9 protein-coding genes and 1 pseudogene are annotated in these 15,119 nt (G+C 63.7%); 4 read left to right on the forward strand and 6 right to left on the reverse strand.

The genetic code is table 11. The annotated features are described in order from the left end of the window. Positions 1-21 precede the first annotated feature (21 nt). Both BLS27_RS20640 and tadA read left to right on the forward strand, forming a co-directional pair. On the forward strand, positions 22-1,404 hold the full coding sequence (locus tag BLS27_RS20640) for a multicopper oxidase family protein (RefSeq protein ID WP_043212423.1): 1,383 nt from the start codon (positions 22-24) through the stop codon (positions 1,402-1,404). Beyond that, on the forward strand, positions 1,404-1,883 hold the full coding sequence (gene tadA / locus BLS27_RS20645) for a tRNA adenosine(34) deaminase TadA (RefSeq protein WP_043212425.1): 480 nt from the start codon (positions 1,404-1,406) through the stop codon (positions 1,881-1,883). Before BLS27_RS20640 ends, tadA begins: the two co-directional genes overlap by 1 nt. A gap of 13 nt (positions 1,884-1,896) precedes the next feature. Here the strand turns inward: tadA and mltF are convergent, their stop codons facing one another. After that, positions 1,897-3,354: a membrane-bound lytic murein transglycosylase MltF gene (mltF, locus tag BLS27_RS20650; protein ID WP_090346703.1), complete on the reverse strand. Its 1,458-nt coding sequence runs from the start codon at positions 3,352-3,354 to the stop codon at positions 1,897-1,899. 275 nt (positions 3,355-3,629) lie between these two features. Here mltF and purL point away from each other — a divergent pair, with 275 nt between their 5' ends. Both purL and BLS27_RS20660 read left to right on the forward strand, forming a co-directional pair. Then, on the forward strand, positions 3,630-7,526 hold the full coding sequence (gene purL / locus BLS27_RS20655) for a phosphoribosylformylglycinamidine synthase (RefSeq protein WP_043212430.1): 3,897 nt from the start codon (positions 3,630-3,632) through the stop codon (positions 7,524-7,526). A gap of 2 nt (positions 7,527-7,528) precedes the next feature. Continuing rightward, a complete protein-coding gene (locus BLS27_RS20660; RefSeq protein ID WP_043212432.1) occupies positions 7,529-7,840 on the forward strand; it encodes a YqfO family protein in 312 nt (103 codons plus the stop codon). Between the two features lie 94 nt (positions 7,841-7,934). Here BLS27_RS20660 and BLS27_RS20665 read toward each other — a convergent pair whose 3' ends face one another. From BLS27_RS20665 to BLS27_RS20685, 5 genes and pseudogenes are all read right to left on the reverse strand, one after another. After that, the gene (locus BLS27_RS20665) at positions 7,935-9,980 is read right to left on the reverse strand and encodes a PhoX family protein (RefSeq protein ID WP_090346706.1); all 2,046 of its coding nucleotides are present in this window, start codon (positions 9,978-9,980) and stop codon (positions 7,935-7,937) included. Between the two features lie 185 nt (positions 9,981-10,165). Next, a pseudogene (locus BLS27_RS20670) lies at positions 10,166-12,079 on the reverse strand (two-partner secretion domain-containing protein); the annotation flags it as partial. A 24-nt stretch (positions 12,080-12,103) separates the two neighbouring features. Further along, complete coding sequence (locus BLS27_RS20675; RefSeq protein WP_090346709.1) at positions 12,104-13,786, reverse strand: ShlB/FhaC/HecB family hemolysin secretion/activation protein; 1,683 nt, start codon at positions 13,784-13,786, stop codon at positions 12,104-12,106. 155 nt (positions 13,787-13,941) lie between these two features. Then, entirely contained in the window at positions 13,942-14,478 is a 537-nt protein-coding gene (locus tag BLS27_RS20680) for a L,D-transpeptidase family protein (RefSeq protein WP_043212440.1), read from the reverse strand. 19 nt (positions 14,479-14,497) lie between these two features. Beyond that, positions 14,498-15,052, reverse strand: coding sequence for an NUDIX hydrolase (locus tag BLS27_RS20685; RefSeq protein WP_043212441.1), 555 nt, complete (start codon positions 15,050-15,052; stop codon positions 14,498-14,500). Between the last annotated feature and the right edge of the window lie 67 nt (positions 15,053-15,119).

Raw genomic sequence — 15,119 nt, forward strand, 5'->3', positions numbered from 1 at the left:
AGAAACGAGGTACCCGCACCGATGTCCTTTACCCGTCGACAAATGCTCAAGGGCCTGACCGGCCTTGCCGTGGTTGGCTTGGGCGCCGGAGGCGCGGCGCGTTACTGGTTGGGCAAAGTCGAGGACGAGAACGCCGGGCACGATTATGAACTGATCGCTGCCCCGCTGGACGTGGAGCTGGTGCCGGGGTTCAAAACCCAGGCCTGGGCCTTTGGCCCCTCGGCGCCAGGTACTGAACTGCGTGTCCGTCAGGGCACCTGGTTGCGGGTGCGCTTCATCAATCACCTGCCCGTGGAAACGACCATCCATTGGCATGGCATCCGTCTGCCGCTGGAAATGGACGGGGTGCCCTACGTTTCGCAATTGCCAGTCAAGCCGGGCGAGTTCTTCGACTACAAGTTCCGTGTGCCCGATGCTGGCAGCTACTGGTACCACCCCCACGTCAGCAGTTCCGAAGAGCTGGGGCGTGGCCTGGTCGGTCCGTTGATTGTCGAGGAGCGCGAGCCTACCGGTTTCCTGCATGAGCGGACCTTGAGCCTGAAGAACTGGCACGTGGACGAACAGGGGGGCTGGCTGCCGTTCAGTATCCCTCGCGAAGCCGCGCGCAACGGTACGGCTGGGCGCCTGATCACCATCAACGGCCAGGCGGACGCGGTCACCGAGCTGCCGGCAGGCCAGGTGGTGCGGGTGCGTCTGTTGAACCTGGACAACACCTGGACCTACCGCATCAACCTCAAGGGCAACTGCGAGGCGCGGGTGTACGCGCTCGATGGCAATCCCGTCACTCCGCGCGTATTGGAAGAGGATTACTGGCTCGGCCCAGGCATGCGCATTTGCCTGGCGATCCGCATCCCCGAGGCAGGCGAGGAGATTTCTCTGCGTGACGGCTTCGTGCGCTTGGGGACCCTGCGTTCGGTGGCCAGCGACCAGGCGCCGGGGGATTGGCCCAAGGCGCTACCGGCCAACCCGATCGCCGAGCCGGACTTGGAGAATGCGCAAAAGCTCAACTTCAATTTCGAATGGGCCGGCAAGGTGTCGGTGGATACCGACAACGGTCGTCCACCGAGCTTGTGGCAGATCAACGGTCAGGCCTGGGACATCACCGACAAGACCTGCGCCGATCGCCCGATCGCCACGCTAAAGAAGGGCAAGAGTTACATCTTCGAATTGAAAAACATGACCCAGTACCAGCATCCCATTCATTTGCATGGCATGAGTTTCAAGGTAATTGCGTCCAATCGCCGCAAGATCGTCGAACCTTGGTTCACCGATACCTATTTGCTGGGCAAGAACGAGCGCGCCCAGGTAGCGCTGGTGGCTGATAACCCTGGTACCTGGATGTTCCATTGCCATGTGATTGACCACATGGAAACCGGCCTTATGGCCGCGATAGCGGTGGTCTGATGCGTCCGCAGATCATCGATCGCAGCCGCGATCAGGAATTCATGCAATTAGCCCTGGAACTCGCCGCACAGGGGGCGGCCATGGGCGAGGTGCCGGTTGGCGCGGTGCTGGTGCAGCATGGCCAGGTCATCGGACAGGGCTTCAACCGTCCTATCACCGACAGCGATCCCAGTGCGCACGCCGAGATGGTAGCTATCCGTGCGGCCGCGCAGGCCGCCAGCAACTACCGACTGCCCGGCAGTACGCTGTACGTGACACTGGAGCCGTGCAGCATGTGCGCCGGGCTGATCGTGCATTCGCGCATTGCGCGGGTGGTTTATGGCGCGTTGGAGCCCAAGGCCGGGATCGTGCAGAGCCAGGGGCAGTTCTTCACCCAGGGCTTTTTGAATCATCGGGTGATGTTCGAGGGAGGGGTATTGGCCGAGGCGTGCGGGCAGATTCTGAGCGATTTCTTCAAGGCACGGCGGGCCAAGTGCTAGCAACGCCTGTGCGTCACATCGGCGAGGGCTGTTCGGCCGGCTTGTCCTTGTTGACCCCCGGCACGTGCAGGTTGCCTTCGGCCACCTGCCCCTCGAGCTGCGGCTGGGTCACCCAGGTAAGGATGTCGTAGTAACGGCGGATGTTGGCCACGAAGTGCACCGGTTCGCCACCGCGGGCATAGCCGTAGCGGGTCTTGCGGTACCACTGCTTCTGCGACAGGCGCGGCAGCATTTTCTTCACGTCCAGCCACTTGTTCGGATTCAGGCCTTCTCGTTTGGCTAGCATGCGTGCGTCTTCCAGGTGGCCGCTGCCGACGTTGTAGGCGGCCAGGGCGAACCAGGTGCGATCCGGTTCCTTGATGCTCTCGTCGAGCTGGTCCTTGACGAGCATGAAATATTTGGCGCCGCCCTGGATGCTCTGTTTCGGGTCCAGGCGATTGGACACGCCCATGGCCTGGGCGGTGCGTTGGGTCAGCATCATCAAGCCGCGCACGCCGGTCTTGGAGGTAACCTCCGGCTGCCACATCGATTCCTGGTAACCGATCGCAGCCAGCAGGCGCCAGTCCACCTGCTCGGCCTTGGCGGTGGTGCGAAAATGCTTCTCGTACTTGGGCAAGCGCTGCTGCAAGTGTTGAGCGAAGGTGTAGGCCCCGACATAGCCGAGCACGTCGACATGGCCGTAGTAGCGATCCTTCAGGCGCTGAAGGGTGCCGTTCTTCTGCGACTTGTCGAGAAACTCGTTGACCTCGTTGAGCAGGCTGTTGTCTTCGCCGGCGGCAACCGCCCAGCGTTGATCGCGGGAATCCCCCAGGTCGAAGGCCACTCGGACGTTGGGGAAGTAGACTTGGTTCATGGCCAGTTCGTTGGAATCCACCAAGGTCAGGTCGATCTGGCCTTCATCGACCATGCGCAGTAGATCAACGACCTCGACCGCGTCGGACTCTTCGTATACCAGGGCAGGATTCTGCTTTTTCAGTTCGGCCAGTTGATCGGCGTGGCTGCTGCCCTTGAGCACCATGATCTTCTTGCCGATGAGCCCCTTGACGTTGGTGGGGCGTGAGCGGCCGTTGCGGTAGATGACCTGCGGGGTCACCTCAAGGTAAGGGTGGGAGAACCTTGCCTGGGCCGTGCGTTTTTCGCTGCTGACCAGTCCGGCGGCGGCCAGCACCGGGCCGGAGGGCTTGCCCAGCTGGTCGAACAGTTCATCGAGGCTGTCGGCGGTCTCGATCTCGAGTTTCACGCCCAGTTCGGCGGCAAAACGCTTGACCAGTTCGTACTCGAAACCGGTTTCACCGTTGCGGTCCTGGAAATAGGTGGCGGGGCTGTTGCGAGTTATCACGCGCAGCACGCCGTCCTCCTTGACGCGCTCGAGGGTGCTGGGTTTTTCAACACAGGCACCGAGCAGCAGGAAGAGTCCGGTTGCGAAGAGCCATCTGGCGCAGCGCTGGCGCAAAGCAGTGAGGGCGAACATAGGTTGCAGTATACGCAAAGGACCGGTCCCGCCATATCTCGACAATGGTTGGCAGGTCTGCTAGCTGATTCAGGCGGCAAGCGATAAGCGAAAAGCGGACCGTGGCGGCCTGCATTTTCTTTGCGCTTGAGGCTTGCCGCTTGAAGCGATATTTCTGACCCCGAAGTCCGGTTCCGCCGCCCGGCAGCATTGGCTTAGAGCGGGTGCCGAAAGTCTGCGAATTAGGCTAGAATGCACGGCCTCTAAGCACACCCCTTCCTGAGGCTGTCCCGACGATGTTGATCCTGCGCGGCGCTCCTGCCCTTTCTGCCTTCCGCCACGGTAAGTTACTCGAGCAACTGAGCCAGAAAGTCCCCGCTGTTACTGGTTTGTATGCCGAATTCGCCCACTTCGCCGATGTCGATGGCGAGCTGACCGCCGACCAGCAGCAGGTGCTGGGGCGTCTGCTCAAGTACGGTCCGAGCGTTCCGGTCCAGGAGCCGGCCGGTCGCCTGTTCCTGGTGGTCCCGCGCTTGGGCACCATCTCGCCCTGGGCCAGCAAGGCCAGTGACATCGCCCATAACTGCGGCCTGCAGAGCATCCAGCGCCTGGAGCGCGGTATCGCCTACTACGTCGCCGGGGAGCTGTCCGATGCCGACGTCGCGCTGATCGCCGCCGAGCTGCACGACCGCATGACCCAGCGCGTGCTGGCCCGTCTGGAGGACGCAGCGGACCTGTTCAGCCACGCCCAGCCCAAGCCGATGACCTCCGTGGACATTCTCGGCGGTGGCCGTGCCGCACTGGCCCAGGCCAACGTCGACCTGGGCCTGGCCCTGGCCGAAGACGAGATCGACTACCTGGTCAATGCCTTCCAGGGCCTCAAGCGCAACCCGAACGACATCGAGCTGATGATGTTCGCCCAGGCCAACTCCGAACACTGCCGCCACAAGATCTTCAACGCCAGTTGGGACATCGACGGCCAGGCTCAGGAAAAGAGCCTGTTCGGCATGATCAAGAACACCTACCAGATGCACAGCGAAGGCGTGCTGTCCGCGTACAAGGACAACGCCTCGGTCATCGTCGGCCACGTGGCGGGCCGCTTCTTCCCGAATCCTGAAACCCGCCAGTACGGCGCGGTCCAGGAGCCGGTGCATATCCTGATGAAGGTCGAGACCCACAACCACCCGACCGCCATCGCCCCGTTCTCCGGCGCCTCCACTGGCTCCGGCGGCGAGATCCGCGACGAAGGCGCCACCGGTCGTGGGGCCAAGCCCAAGGCCGGCCTGACCGGCTTCACCGTTTCCAACCTGCGCATCCCTGGCTTCGAACAGCCGTGGGAGCAGGCCTATGGCAAGCCGGGCCGTATCGTCGACGCTCTCGACATCATGGTCGAAGGCCCCCTGGGCGGCGCCGCATTCAACAACGAGTTCGGCCGTCCGGCCCTGACCGGCTACTTCCGTACCTTCGAGCAGGCCATCGACACCCCGCGCGGTGAAGAAGTGCGCGGCTACCACAAGCCGATCATGCTCGCCGGCGGTATGGGCAACATCCGTGAAGACCACGTGCAGAAGGGCGAAATCACTGTCGGCGCCAAGCTGATCGTGCTCGGCGGCCCGGCCATGCTGATCGGCCTGGGTGGCGGCGCGGCTTCGTCGGTTGCCACCGGCGCCAGCTCCGCCGACCTGGACTTCGCCTCGGTACAGCGCGAAAACCCGGAAATGGAACGCCGTTGCCAGGAGGTCATCGACCGCTGCTGGCAACTGGGCGACAAGAACCCGATCGCCTTCATCCATGACGTCGGCGCCGGTGGTATTTCCAACGCCTTCCCTGAACTGGTCAACGACGGTGGTCGCGGTGGGCGTTTCGAACTGCGCAACGTGCCCAACGACGAGCCGGGCATGGCCCCGCACGAGATCTGGAGCAACGAGTCCCAGGAACGTTACGTGCTGGCGGTCAGCGCCGAGGACTTCGAGCGCTTCAAGGCCATCTGCGAGCGCGAGCGCTGCCCGTTCGCCGTGGTCGGCGAAGCCACCGAGGAGAAACACCTCACCGTCACCGACAGCCATTTCGACAACACCCCGGTGGACATGCCGCTGGATGTGCTGCTCGGCAAGCCGCCGCGCATGCACCGCTCGGTCACCCGTGAAGCCGAGCTGGGCGATGACTTCGACCCGAGCACGCTGGACCTGGACAACGCCGTCGAGCGCGTCCTGCACCACCCGGCCGTTGCCAGCAAGAGCTTCCTGATCACCATCGGCGACCGCACCATCACCGGCCTGGTCGCCCGCGATCAGATGGTCGGCCCGTGGCAGGTCCCGGTGGCCGACTGCGCCGTCACCGCCACCAGCTTCGACGTCTACACCGGCGAAGCCATGGCCATGGGCGAGCGCACCCCGCTGGCCCTGCTCGATGCCCCAGCCTCTGGCCGTATGGCCATCGGCGAAGTACTGACCAACCTGGCCGGTGCCCGTATCGAGAAGCTCTCCGACATCAAACTGTCGGCCAACTGGATGTCCGCGGCTGGGCACCCGGGTGAAGACGCCCGCCTGTACGACACCGTCAAGGCCGTCGGCATGGAGCTGTGCCCTGAGCTGGGCCTGACCATTCCGGTGGGCAAGGACTCCATGTCGATGAAGACCAAATGGAGCGAGGACGGCGTCGAGAAGAGCGTCACCGCACCGATGTCGCTGATCGTCAGCGGCTTCGCACCGGTGGTCGACATCCGTGACACCCTGACGCCGCAACTGCGCATGGACAAGGGCGAGACCGACCTGATCCTGATCGACCTGGGCCGCGGCAAGAACCGCATGGGCGCCTCGATCCTGGCCCAGACCTTCGGCAAGCTCGGCGCCCAGGCACCGGACGTCGACGACCCAGAGGATCTCAAGGCCTTCTTCGCAGTGGTTCAGGGCCTGAACGCCGACGGCCACCTGCTGGCCTACCACGACCGTTCCGACGGCGGCCTGCTGACCACCGTGCTGGAGATGGCCTTCGCTGGCCACTGCGGTCTGGACCTGCAACTCGATCCGCTGACCGACAGCAAAGGCGACGTACCGGCCATTCTCTTCAACGAAGAGCTGGGCGCGGTCATCCAGGTTCGCCAGGACGCCACCCCGGATGTGCTGGCACAGTTCAGCGCCGCTGGCCTGGGCGACTGCGTCGCGGTGATCGGTAAACCGGTCAACAACGGTGAAGTGTCCATCAGCCTCAATGGCGAAGTGCTGTTCGACGACCAGCGTCGTCTGCTGCAGCGCCAGTGGGCCGAGACCAGCTACCAGATCCAGCGCCTGCGTGACAACGCCGATTGCGCTGACCAGGAATACGACGTCCTGCTGGAAGAAGAAAACCCAGGCCTGTCGGTCAAGCTGGGCTTCGACGTCAACGACGACATCGCAGCGCCGTACATCAAGAAGGGCGTGCGCCCGCAAGTGGCCATCCTGCGCGAGCAGGGCGTCAACGGCCAGGTCGAGATGGCTGCTGCCTTCGACCGCGCAGGCTTTGCCGCCATCGATGTGCACATGAGCGACATTCTCGCCGGTCGTGTCGACTTCGCCGAGTTCAAGGGCCTGGTGGCCTGCGGTGGCTTCTCCTACGGTGACGTGTTGGGCGCCGGTGAAGGCTGGGCCAAGTCGGCGCTGTTCAACAGCCGTGCCCGTGAAGCCTTCCAGGCGTTCTTCGAGCGTAACGACAGCTTCGCCCTGGGCGTGTGCAATGGTTGCCAGATGATGTCCAACCTGCACGAACTCATCCCGGGCACCGAGTACTGGCCGCACTTCGTGCGCAACCGTTCGGAGCAGTTCGAGGCGCGGGTGGCGATGGTCGAGGTGCAGAAGTCCAACTCGATCTTCCTGCAGGGCATGGCCGGTTCGCACATGCCGATCGCCATCGCCCACGGTGAAGGCCATGCCGAGTTCGCCAGCGAGGAAGCCCTGTTGGAAGCGGACCTGTCCGGTTGCGTGGCCCTGCGCTTTGTCGACAACCACGGCAAGGTCACCGAGGCCTACCCGGCCAACCCGAACGGCTCGCCGCGCGGCATCACCGGCCTCACCAGCCGCGACGGTCGCGTGACCATCATGATGCCGCACCCTGAGCGTGTATTCCGTGCCGTGCAGAACTCCTGGCGTCCGGACGAGTGGCAGGAAGACGGCGCCTGGATGCGCATGTTCCGCAATGCGCGCGTCTGGGTGAACTAAACGTGTACAAGCTCGCCTTCTTCGTGCCGCCGAGCCATGTGGAAGTGGTCAAGGCCGCTGTGTTCGCCGCAGGCGGCGGACGCATCGGCGACTATGACCACTGTGCCTGGCAGACGCAGGGCCTGGGCCAGTTCCGCCCGTTGGACGGCAGCCAGCCGTACCTCGGGCAGACCGGTCAGGTCGAGCAGGTGGAGGAGTGGAAGGTCGAGCTGGTGGTGGCGGATGAGTTGATCGCCCAAGTCGTCGCCGCGCTCAAGGCGAGCCACCCGTACGAGACGCCAGCCTACGAGGTCTGGCGGCTCGCCGAGTTCTGATCCCGTTCGTGTGATATCCCAGGGGCCGCTATGCAGCCCATCGCAGCGCGCTCGACGCTTGCGATGGGACGCGTAGCGGCCCTTTCTACAGGCATCAGCCGATGCCGATCTCTCCTCCATCCTTGCGTTGAATCACCACGGTCGACGACCGAGGCCGCACGCGGCTGCCCGTGGGGGTGGCGTCGGTAGCGATGTCACTGCGGGGCCAGTTGGCCGGATGCTGGATGTTGACGAACAACGTCTTGTTGTCGGGAGTGAAGGTGATGCCAGTCACTTCGCAGCCGTTCGGCCCGACGAAGAAGCGGCGCAAGTCTGCCTGGTTGCGGGCATCGATCGGCACTTGCCTGCCGTTTGCGTCCACCAGATCGGTGGGGATCACCGCGAGCAACTGGTCATTGGTATAGCGGGTCACGCTCGATTCGCTGTTGTCGGTCTCGAACCACAGCACACCGCGGCTATCGAAACTCATTCCATCGGGGCTGGCGAACTGGTTCAGTTCGGTCAGGCCCGAACGATTGATGTCGGCACCGCCATCGGCATTGGCGCCAAAGACGAAGATATCCCAGGTGAAGCTGCGCTGATCGTCGCTGTCGTGCCAACGGATGATGTGGCCGTGGCGGTTCGGGCCGCGTGGGTTGGCCGCATCGACCGTGGCCGGTGTGCGTTCGCTGTTGTTGGTCAGGGTGACATAGGCGTCACCATTGAGGGGATTGACCGCCGTCCACTCCGGGCGGTCCATGGGCGTTGCGCCCACGGCATCGCCAGCACCCCGGGTATTGAGAATGATCCCGGCCAGGTCGCCGTACAGCGCACCCAAGGTGCTGCCGCCGGTGGTGGCTGTGCCGGGGGCGAGCAACAGCCAGTGGCCGGTGCCGTCAGCATCGAAGCGCGCCACGTAGAGCTTGCCGTGGTCCAGGTACTTGGCGCCGGTGGCCAGTCGATCGCTCGGGTTGGCGTCGGCAGGGTCCCAGACAGCGTCAGAGACGAACTTGTACAGGTATTCATTGTTGGAGTCGTCGCCCATGTACCAGACCAGCGGCTTGCCGGCTACCGCCAGGCCAGGACAGCAGCCCTCGTGGCGGAACCGGCCCAGCGCGGTGCGTTTGACGGCGCGCGTGCGGGCGTCGTACGGGTCGATCTCGACGATGTAGCCGTAAGTGCTGGCTTCGTTGCGGTAGTCCTCGGTGGCACTGGCGCCGCGAGGGGTGATGTCGAAGCGGGCGAACTCGTCGTTGGCTTCGCTGCGGTCACCTGCGGCGCTCTCCCAGCCGTACTGGCCGCTCGAGGTGGCCACGCCGATGCGCACTTGGTCGGCAGGGCGGGTGCCCTTGTTGACGAAGATGCCGGGCCAGTTCTCCTCGCACGTGAGGTAAGTGCCCCAGGGTGTATAGCCGTTACCGCAGTTGTTGTTGGTGCCACGGCACTGGGTGCCGGTGGGCGAGAATCGGGTCTTGACGTGCTCGCTGCCGCGCAGAGGGCCGGCGATCTCCATCAGCGAGGCGGTGGTGAAGCGGCGGTTGAGCGGGTCATTGTCGACCACCTGCCAGCGCCCGTTGAGTTTGCGCAGGCGAACCACGCCGGCGCCGTGGGCGTTGATTTCCTTGCGCACTTCTTCGGCCGGGCGCTTGCCATTGGCAGAGGTGGTCGGGCCGTTCGGGTGCAGCGCGGCAGGGTCGATGTATTCGAAGTTGATTGCCAGCAGGCCATCGTCGGAACTGCCACCGATGGGAAAGAAGTGCATGCCGTCGTGGTGCATGCCCATGGCGTTGGCCTGATCTGTGGATGTGTTACTGCCGTCGGCTTTCCAGGGGCTGGCCTTGCTGTTCAACGGTGTGCCCCAGGGCGCCAGTACATAGGCGCTGTAGCCGGCGGCCACGGCGCAGCCATCGGTACGCGAGCCGGGGATCGACTGGAACCCCAGTCTGGGCCTGGGAGTGGCGGGACGGGCCGGAGCGGGCGTGCCTTGGTTGGCGCCACTGCCCAGGCAGCCGGTCAGGCCTGCCCCTGCGATCAGCGCGATGGCCGCCCCCAAGCTGCCGCGCATGACGCTGCGCCGGCTCAGGTAGGCATCCATGACACTGGCCATGGGCAGGTTCCCGCTGGAGTTGCGATCAAGGTTATCGCCGCTTTCTCGACTCATCAGGGTGTCCTTGCGTTGCTGAGTGGAAGGAAGACCGCGACTTTGAACGCAAAGTATGACGATTTTTTGGCAAAACCATGAAAGGGTCGCCGAAACCCGTTCGTCACGGCCAGGATTGGTTTTCAAGATGTGTGATGGATGGCCTTGCCCTCGAAAACGAGCAGGCATGCCTGCTCGTGCCACGGTTGCAGCGTTTTGCCTGCCGTGGCCTTGGCGCCGATCAGGCGCATCTCTTCAGCACTGGCCGGGCGCAGGTCGCTGGTGGCGTTCAGGTCGCTGACGATTGCTTGCTCCTGGCGCGTGGTGCGTGTCTGGTCGCTACCGAACAGGCCAAACAGCTTGCTGTCGCGCTCGTGCTCGGTCGTGGTGATGCGGTTGCGATCGGCCTCGATGGCCAGCAGGCCCTTTTCGCTGAACAGGACCGAATCGCCCTGGCTGCTCAAGGTACTGCCCTTGACCGTGACCTGATCGGCGATGATGTCGAGATCGCCTCCTACCTTGAGCTCGCTGCCGGCCACCGTCTGACCCTGGCGTTCGTTGCCATCGCGTGAACCGAAGAAGGCGCCGGAGACCAGATCGCCCCGATAGTCGCGTTGTGTGCCTGTGTCCTGCAGGGTGGTCGTGGTCACGCTCACCTGACCGGCCTTGAATAGGGTGTCGCCCTGGCTTTGCAGGCGGCTGCCCTGCACCTTGAGCGTATCGCCGGCGGTCATCACGATGCGTCCGCCTTCCAGCTGGCTGGCGTTGGCGGTTTCCTTGTAGCGGTCGGTATCGCTGTCGCCGCGCCACAGGTGCTTGCGGTGGCGCACCTGTTCTTCGATCCGTTGACTGTCGATGCCGGCTTCGACATCGAGCTTGGCCGCGCTGTCGAGCCTCAGCTCGCCTCGGGTTCGAAGGTCCGCCACCACCAGGCGCATGTCATCGCCTGATTGCAGTGCGATCCCTTCGTCGGCGTGCAGCAGTGTCCCTTGTTGCTGACGGTCGGTGGTGGTGCGCTCGCGGTTGTAGGTCTCGGTGGTGACGAAGAGGAACTTGTTGTTCCATTGTTCGTGATCGCGCTGGAGGCTTTCCCGAGTCTTGGCGTCCAGGGTCAATTTGTTGCCGGCGGTGAATTCGATACGCCCGGCTTTGGCCTCGACGGCGTCGAGCGTCAGGTCGCCAGCTGCGGTCAACGCCAGTTCACCCTGCTCGGTGCGCAGACGCGCACGTTCATCGGCGGTGCCGCTGACGTGCAGGGTGCCTGAAGAACGGACGCTGATGCCATTATCCGCGCTCAATGGGGAAGGGCCCACGCGTACACCTGCACCTTCGGCAGTGCTTACCACCCGGATGCGCCCGGCACGCATGGCGCCGAACAGGCTGGCATCGATGCTGGCCGGGGCGCTGGGCAGGTGCTGAATGATTTGCCCGTCCTGGGCATCGATGCGATTTCGCCCGACAGTCAGGTTCAGATCTGTGCGGGCATCGAGCGCCCCGTGCTGATCGATGCGTGGGGCGATCAGCTCCAGCGCCGCCTCGCGGTTGGATTGTCCGCCTTCGAGCACCTGCAGGGTACCGCTGGCGTTCAGGGTATCGAGAAAGCGGATCTGTTGATCCTGGATGTCCGGCGTGCCGACCAGCAGTCCGGCACGTGTGGTGTTGATGAAGCTGCCGCCATTGAGGGTGATGCCGTTGGGGTTGGCCAGGATGTAGTCGGCGGCGCGACCGAAAATCTCCTGCGGTCCCTCGATCAGCGAGGCGTTGCGGCTGACGACTTCGTTGAGGATGGTCGACGCGGCCTGGCCCTGGAATTGTGGATTGGCGTTCAGGGCTCCGACCAGTTGTGATTGGCCAGGCCGCAAGGCGTTGTTGAGCACCACGCCGGGCTTGGCGACGTTGTAGTCGAGGAACTGATTGTGGGACAGGCCGCGGGCGTTAGGGGCGACGATGTCGATCACCGGTACGCCGTGGTTATTGTTGACGACCGGCGTACCGCCGGGCCCGGTGGTTGGTTGCAGGCCATCTGCGGCCACGGCGCAGGAGCATGTCACCAGGGCGATGAAAATGGCCCAGCGCAAGACATCCGGGCTCACCGAGTGGGGGTGGGTAGTAAGGGTCACTGTTTTTTCTCTTTTGTTGTGTGATCAGAGACTCAGGGTCCACTCCAGGACCCAGAGGCCAGGTTCCAGCGAGCGGCGGTTGCGTTCGCTGGCGTACAGGGCTCGTTGATAGTCCAGGCGCAGGTGATTGGCGGGAGGCCCTAGCACTACACCCAGGGCGCCCCCTGCGATCCGTTGGGGAGCGCTGGCGGGGGTGAAGCGGGTCCAGCCCAGGTCCAGGCCCAGGTGAGGGCGTATCTCCAATGTCCGGGAGAAGGGCAGGGGCTGGCTGAAGGTGTTGCGCCAGACCGCGCCGCTGGCACCGGCGACCGTGTCCTGACGCCAGCCGCGAACGGCGGCGTCGTCGCTAAGCAGCAATTGCTCGATGGCCGCAAGCGGTTGCTCGCTGTACTGAAGGTTCAACTCGCTCTGCCAACGCCAGGGCCATTGCGCAGGCCCCTGGCGCAAATGCACGAAGCTGGCCCGGTACTTGCGCCAATGCGTTTGCGCAGCCCTTTCCGAGGGCAGCAGTGAATGCTCGGCGCCAAACCAGTCCAGGTTCTGGGACACGCCCACATAGGCGTTCCACAGTCCCCCTTCGAGCCACAGCAGGTTGAGGCCGGCCTCGAAGGTGGTCAGCGTCGGGCTTTGCTGCGCGATCGCCGTGTGTTGAATGCGGTTGACCAGTTGCTTGCGGTCCAGTCGGGCGAGCGCACTCAACATCCCTTGGCTGTTGCGCCATAGCAGGCGTTCCACGCTCAGGCCCTGGAGATGGCTTTCGCCGGTGCTGACCTGACGCCGTTGTGGCAGGGGAGCGCGATAACGCATCCAGCTGGCGTTCACGGCCAGGCTCCACGGGCCGTAGGGCACGCTGTAATAGAGGTTCACACCTTGGCTTTGGCCGGGGGCGTCGAACACGGTCGAGGCCACGCCCAGGCGTAGGTCGTCGTTCAAGCCCAGTGGGCTGTCCAGTCCCAACCCAAGGTTGAGGCGATGACGACCGGTCAGGTCACTGCCACGGTTGTCCAGGCGGCTGTCCAGGTGCCAGCGCGAACCGGTGCGGCGCGGCTGGATGACCACGCGTGTACCATTTTGGATCTCGCCCGGTAGCAGGTCGGCGTTCAAGTCGTAGGCCCGCAGGCGATTGAGCTGGTCCAGGCCTTGCTCGAGTGCGGGCAGGTACAAGGGCTGACCGAGCAGGTCGGGAAAGGCGCCTCGCAAGGAAAGCGGCAGGTCGGTACCGGCCAGTTCGATGGATTCGACGAAGCCTTCGACGATGACGATAGCCAGTGGCTTGCCGGCCTGGGGCCGATGTGCCAGGTAAGGGCGGCTGGCCGGATAACCTGCCTGGACGTAGCTGTCGGTGATGGCCCTGAGCAGCGTGTTGACGTCGTCGACGCTCAGGCAAGGGCGCCACAGGGGACGCAGGACCGCTTCCAGCTGCTGATTCGATAGCACTCGGTTCCCGCTCAGGCGTAACCCGGCGGTGGGCCAGCAGTGTGAATCTGCGCGAGTAGGTGGGGCAGGGTCGACCCGTACCGGGCCTGGCTGACGACGGCGTTGCCATCGCTCGAGGCGCTGCCGGCGTTCTTGAAGCTGCAGGGTGCGTTGTTGCTCGCGTAGTTGCGAGGTGGCGGGATCGTTGGCCCACGCAGTTGGGTGGACCATCAAGGCAAGGGCCAGGCTGGCCAGTATTGGCCTGGCGAAGCGACGCAAGGAAGTCGACATGGAGAAGCCCCGCAATGGCTGCACGTATGTGCTTTTTTGCGGGGATTCTAAGAATCCGACTTACCGTTTGGATGCGGTCCCGTACCCATCTGGGCGTCAGGTGGGGGTGGGTTTAATGTGTGTAATTTCCTACAAAGTTAATCGAATTGTAGGAATCAGGGACGGATCTCGATCAAGGTCCCGTCCTTGACCATGTCCCAGACCTCGCGCATGTCATTGTTGCGCATGGCGATGCAGCCTTCGGTCCAGTCCAGGGTATGGAAGTACCACTCCGGGTAGTCCTCGTTGATCGGCGTGCCATGGATCATGATCATGCCGCCTGGGCTCACGCCCTCGCGGCGGGCGCGGGCGGCATCGCTGATGTTCGGGTAGGAAATGTGCATGGCCAGGTTGAAGCGGTCACTGACCTTGCGCCAGTCAAGCCAGTACAGGCCTTCGGGCGTCTTGCTGTCACCTTCGCGCTCTTTGGTGCCTTTGGGTTGCTTGCCCAGGGAGATGCGGTAGGTCTTGAGTGGCTCGCCACGGCTGATCAGTTGCAGGCGGCGCTCGGACTTGATCACCAGGACCTTGTCGATCAGTGGTTGGTTGGCGACCGCAGACGGTTCGACAGGCTTGCGAATGATGGTCTCGGTGAAGGCGGCCTGGGACACCGATGCAACGGAAAGGCAGAAAAGGGCAAGCAACCAACGCATGAAACCGTATCCCTGAGAGCTAAGTGGTGGACGACGAGACGTTCATCGGCGGCAGGTACTCATGGCCTACGGGGTAGTGCTGCCCGATGCGGTCGCGATAATAGCATTCTAGTGTCCGTACGACGGTGCGGAAAGCCAACTCGTTCCAGGGAATTTCATGTTCCTCGAACAAGCGCACCTCCAGGCTCTCGACGCCAACGGCAAAATCCAGGTCAGCCAGCTCGGCGCGGAAGAATACATGTACCTGGTCGATGTGAGGCAGGTCGAACAACTGGTACAGGCTCATCTGCCCGACCCGGGCGCAGGCCTCCTCGACGGTTTCGCGTCGGGCGGCCGCATCGAGGGTTTCACCGTTCTCCATGAACCCGGCGGGCAGCGTCCAGAACCCCCGGCGCGGTTCGATCGCCCGTCGACAAAGGAGCACTTGGCTGCCCCAGGTGGGGAGCACGCCAGCAACGATGTTGGGGTTCTGGTAATGAATGGTATGGCAATGCTCGCAGACATACCGCAGGCGGCTGTCGCCCTCGGGGATCCGCTGAATGACCGCCTGGCCGCACGCGCTGCAGAATTTCATGCTGTTCTTCCCTTTATCTGCAGCTATCTTGGCGTGCCGGCCCTGCGCTGCGCAAGCGGCCTGCTGG

Source organism: Pseudomonas guariconensis (assembly GCF_900102675.1).
Taxonomy (GTDB): Bacteria; Pseudomonadota; Gammaproteobacteria; order Pseudomonadales; family Pseudomonadaceae; genus Aquipseudomonas; species Aquipseudomonas guariconensis.

Coding starts and splice junctions, on each gene's coding strand:
- BLS27_RS20640 (WP_043212423.1), top strand. CDS start 22: ATGTCCTTTACCCGTCGACAAATGCTCAAGGGCCTGACCGGCCTTGCC.
- tadA (WP_043212425.1), top strand. CDS start 1,404: ATGCGTCCGCAGATCATCGATCGCAGCCGCGATCAGGAATTCATGCAA.
- mltF (WP_090346703.1), bottom strand. CDS start 3,354: ATGTTCGCCCTCACTGCTTTGCGCCAGCGCTGCGCCAGATGGCTCTTC.
- purL (WP_043212430.1), top strand. CDS start 3,630: ATGTTGATCCTGCGCGGCGCTCCTGCCCTTTCTGCCTTCCGCCACGGT.
- BLS27_RS20665 (WP_090346706.1), bottom strand. CDS start 9,980: ATGAGTCGAGAAAGCGGCGATAACCTTGATCGCAACTCCAGCGGGAAC.
- BLS27_RS20675 (WP_090346709.1), bottom strand. CDS start 13,786: ATGTCGACTTCCTTGCGTCGCTTCGCCAGGCCAATACTGGCCAGCCTG.
- BLS27_RS20680 (WP_043212440.1), bottom strand. CDS start 14,478: ATGCGTTGGTTGCTTGCCCTTTTCTGCCTTTCCGTTGCATCGGTGTCC.
- BLS27_RS20685 (WP_043212441.1), bottom strand. CDS start 15,052: ATGAAATTCTGCAGCGCGTGCGGCCAGGCGGTCATTCAGCGGATCCCC.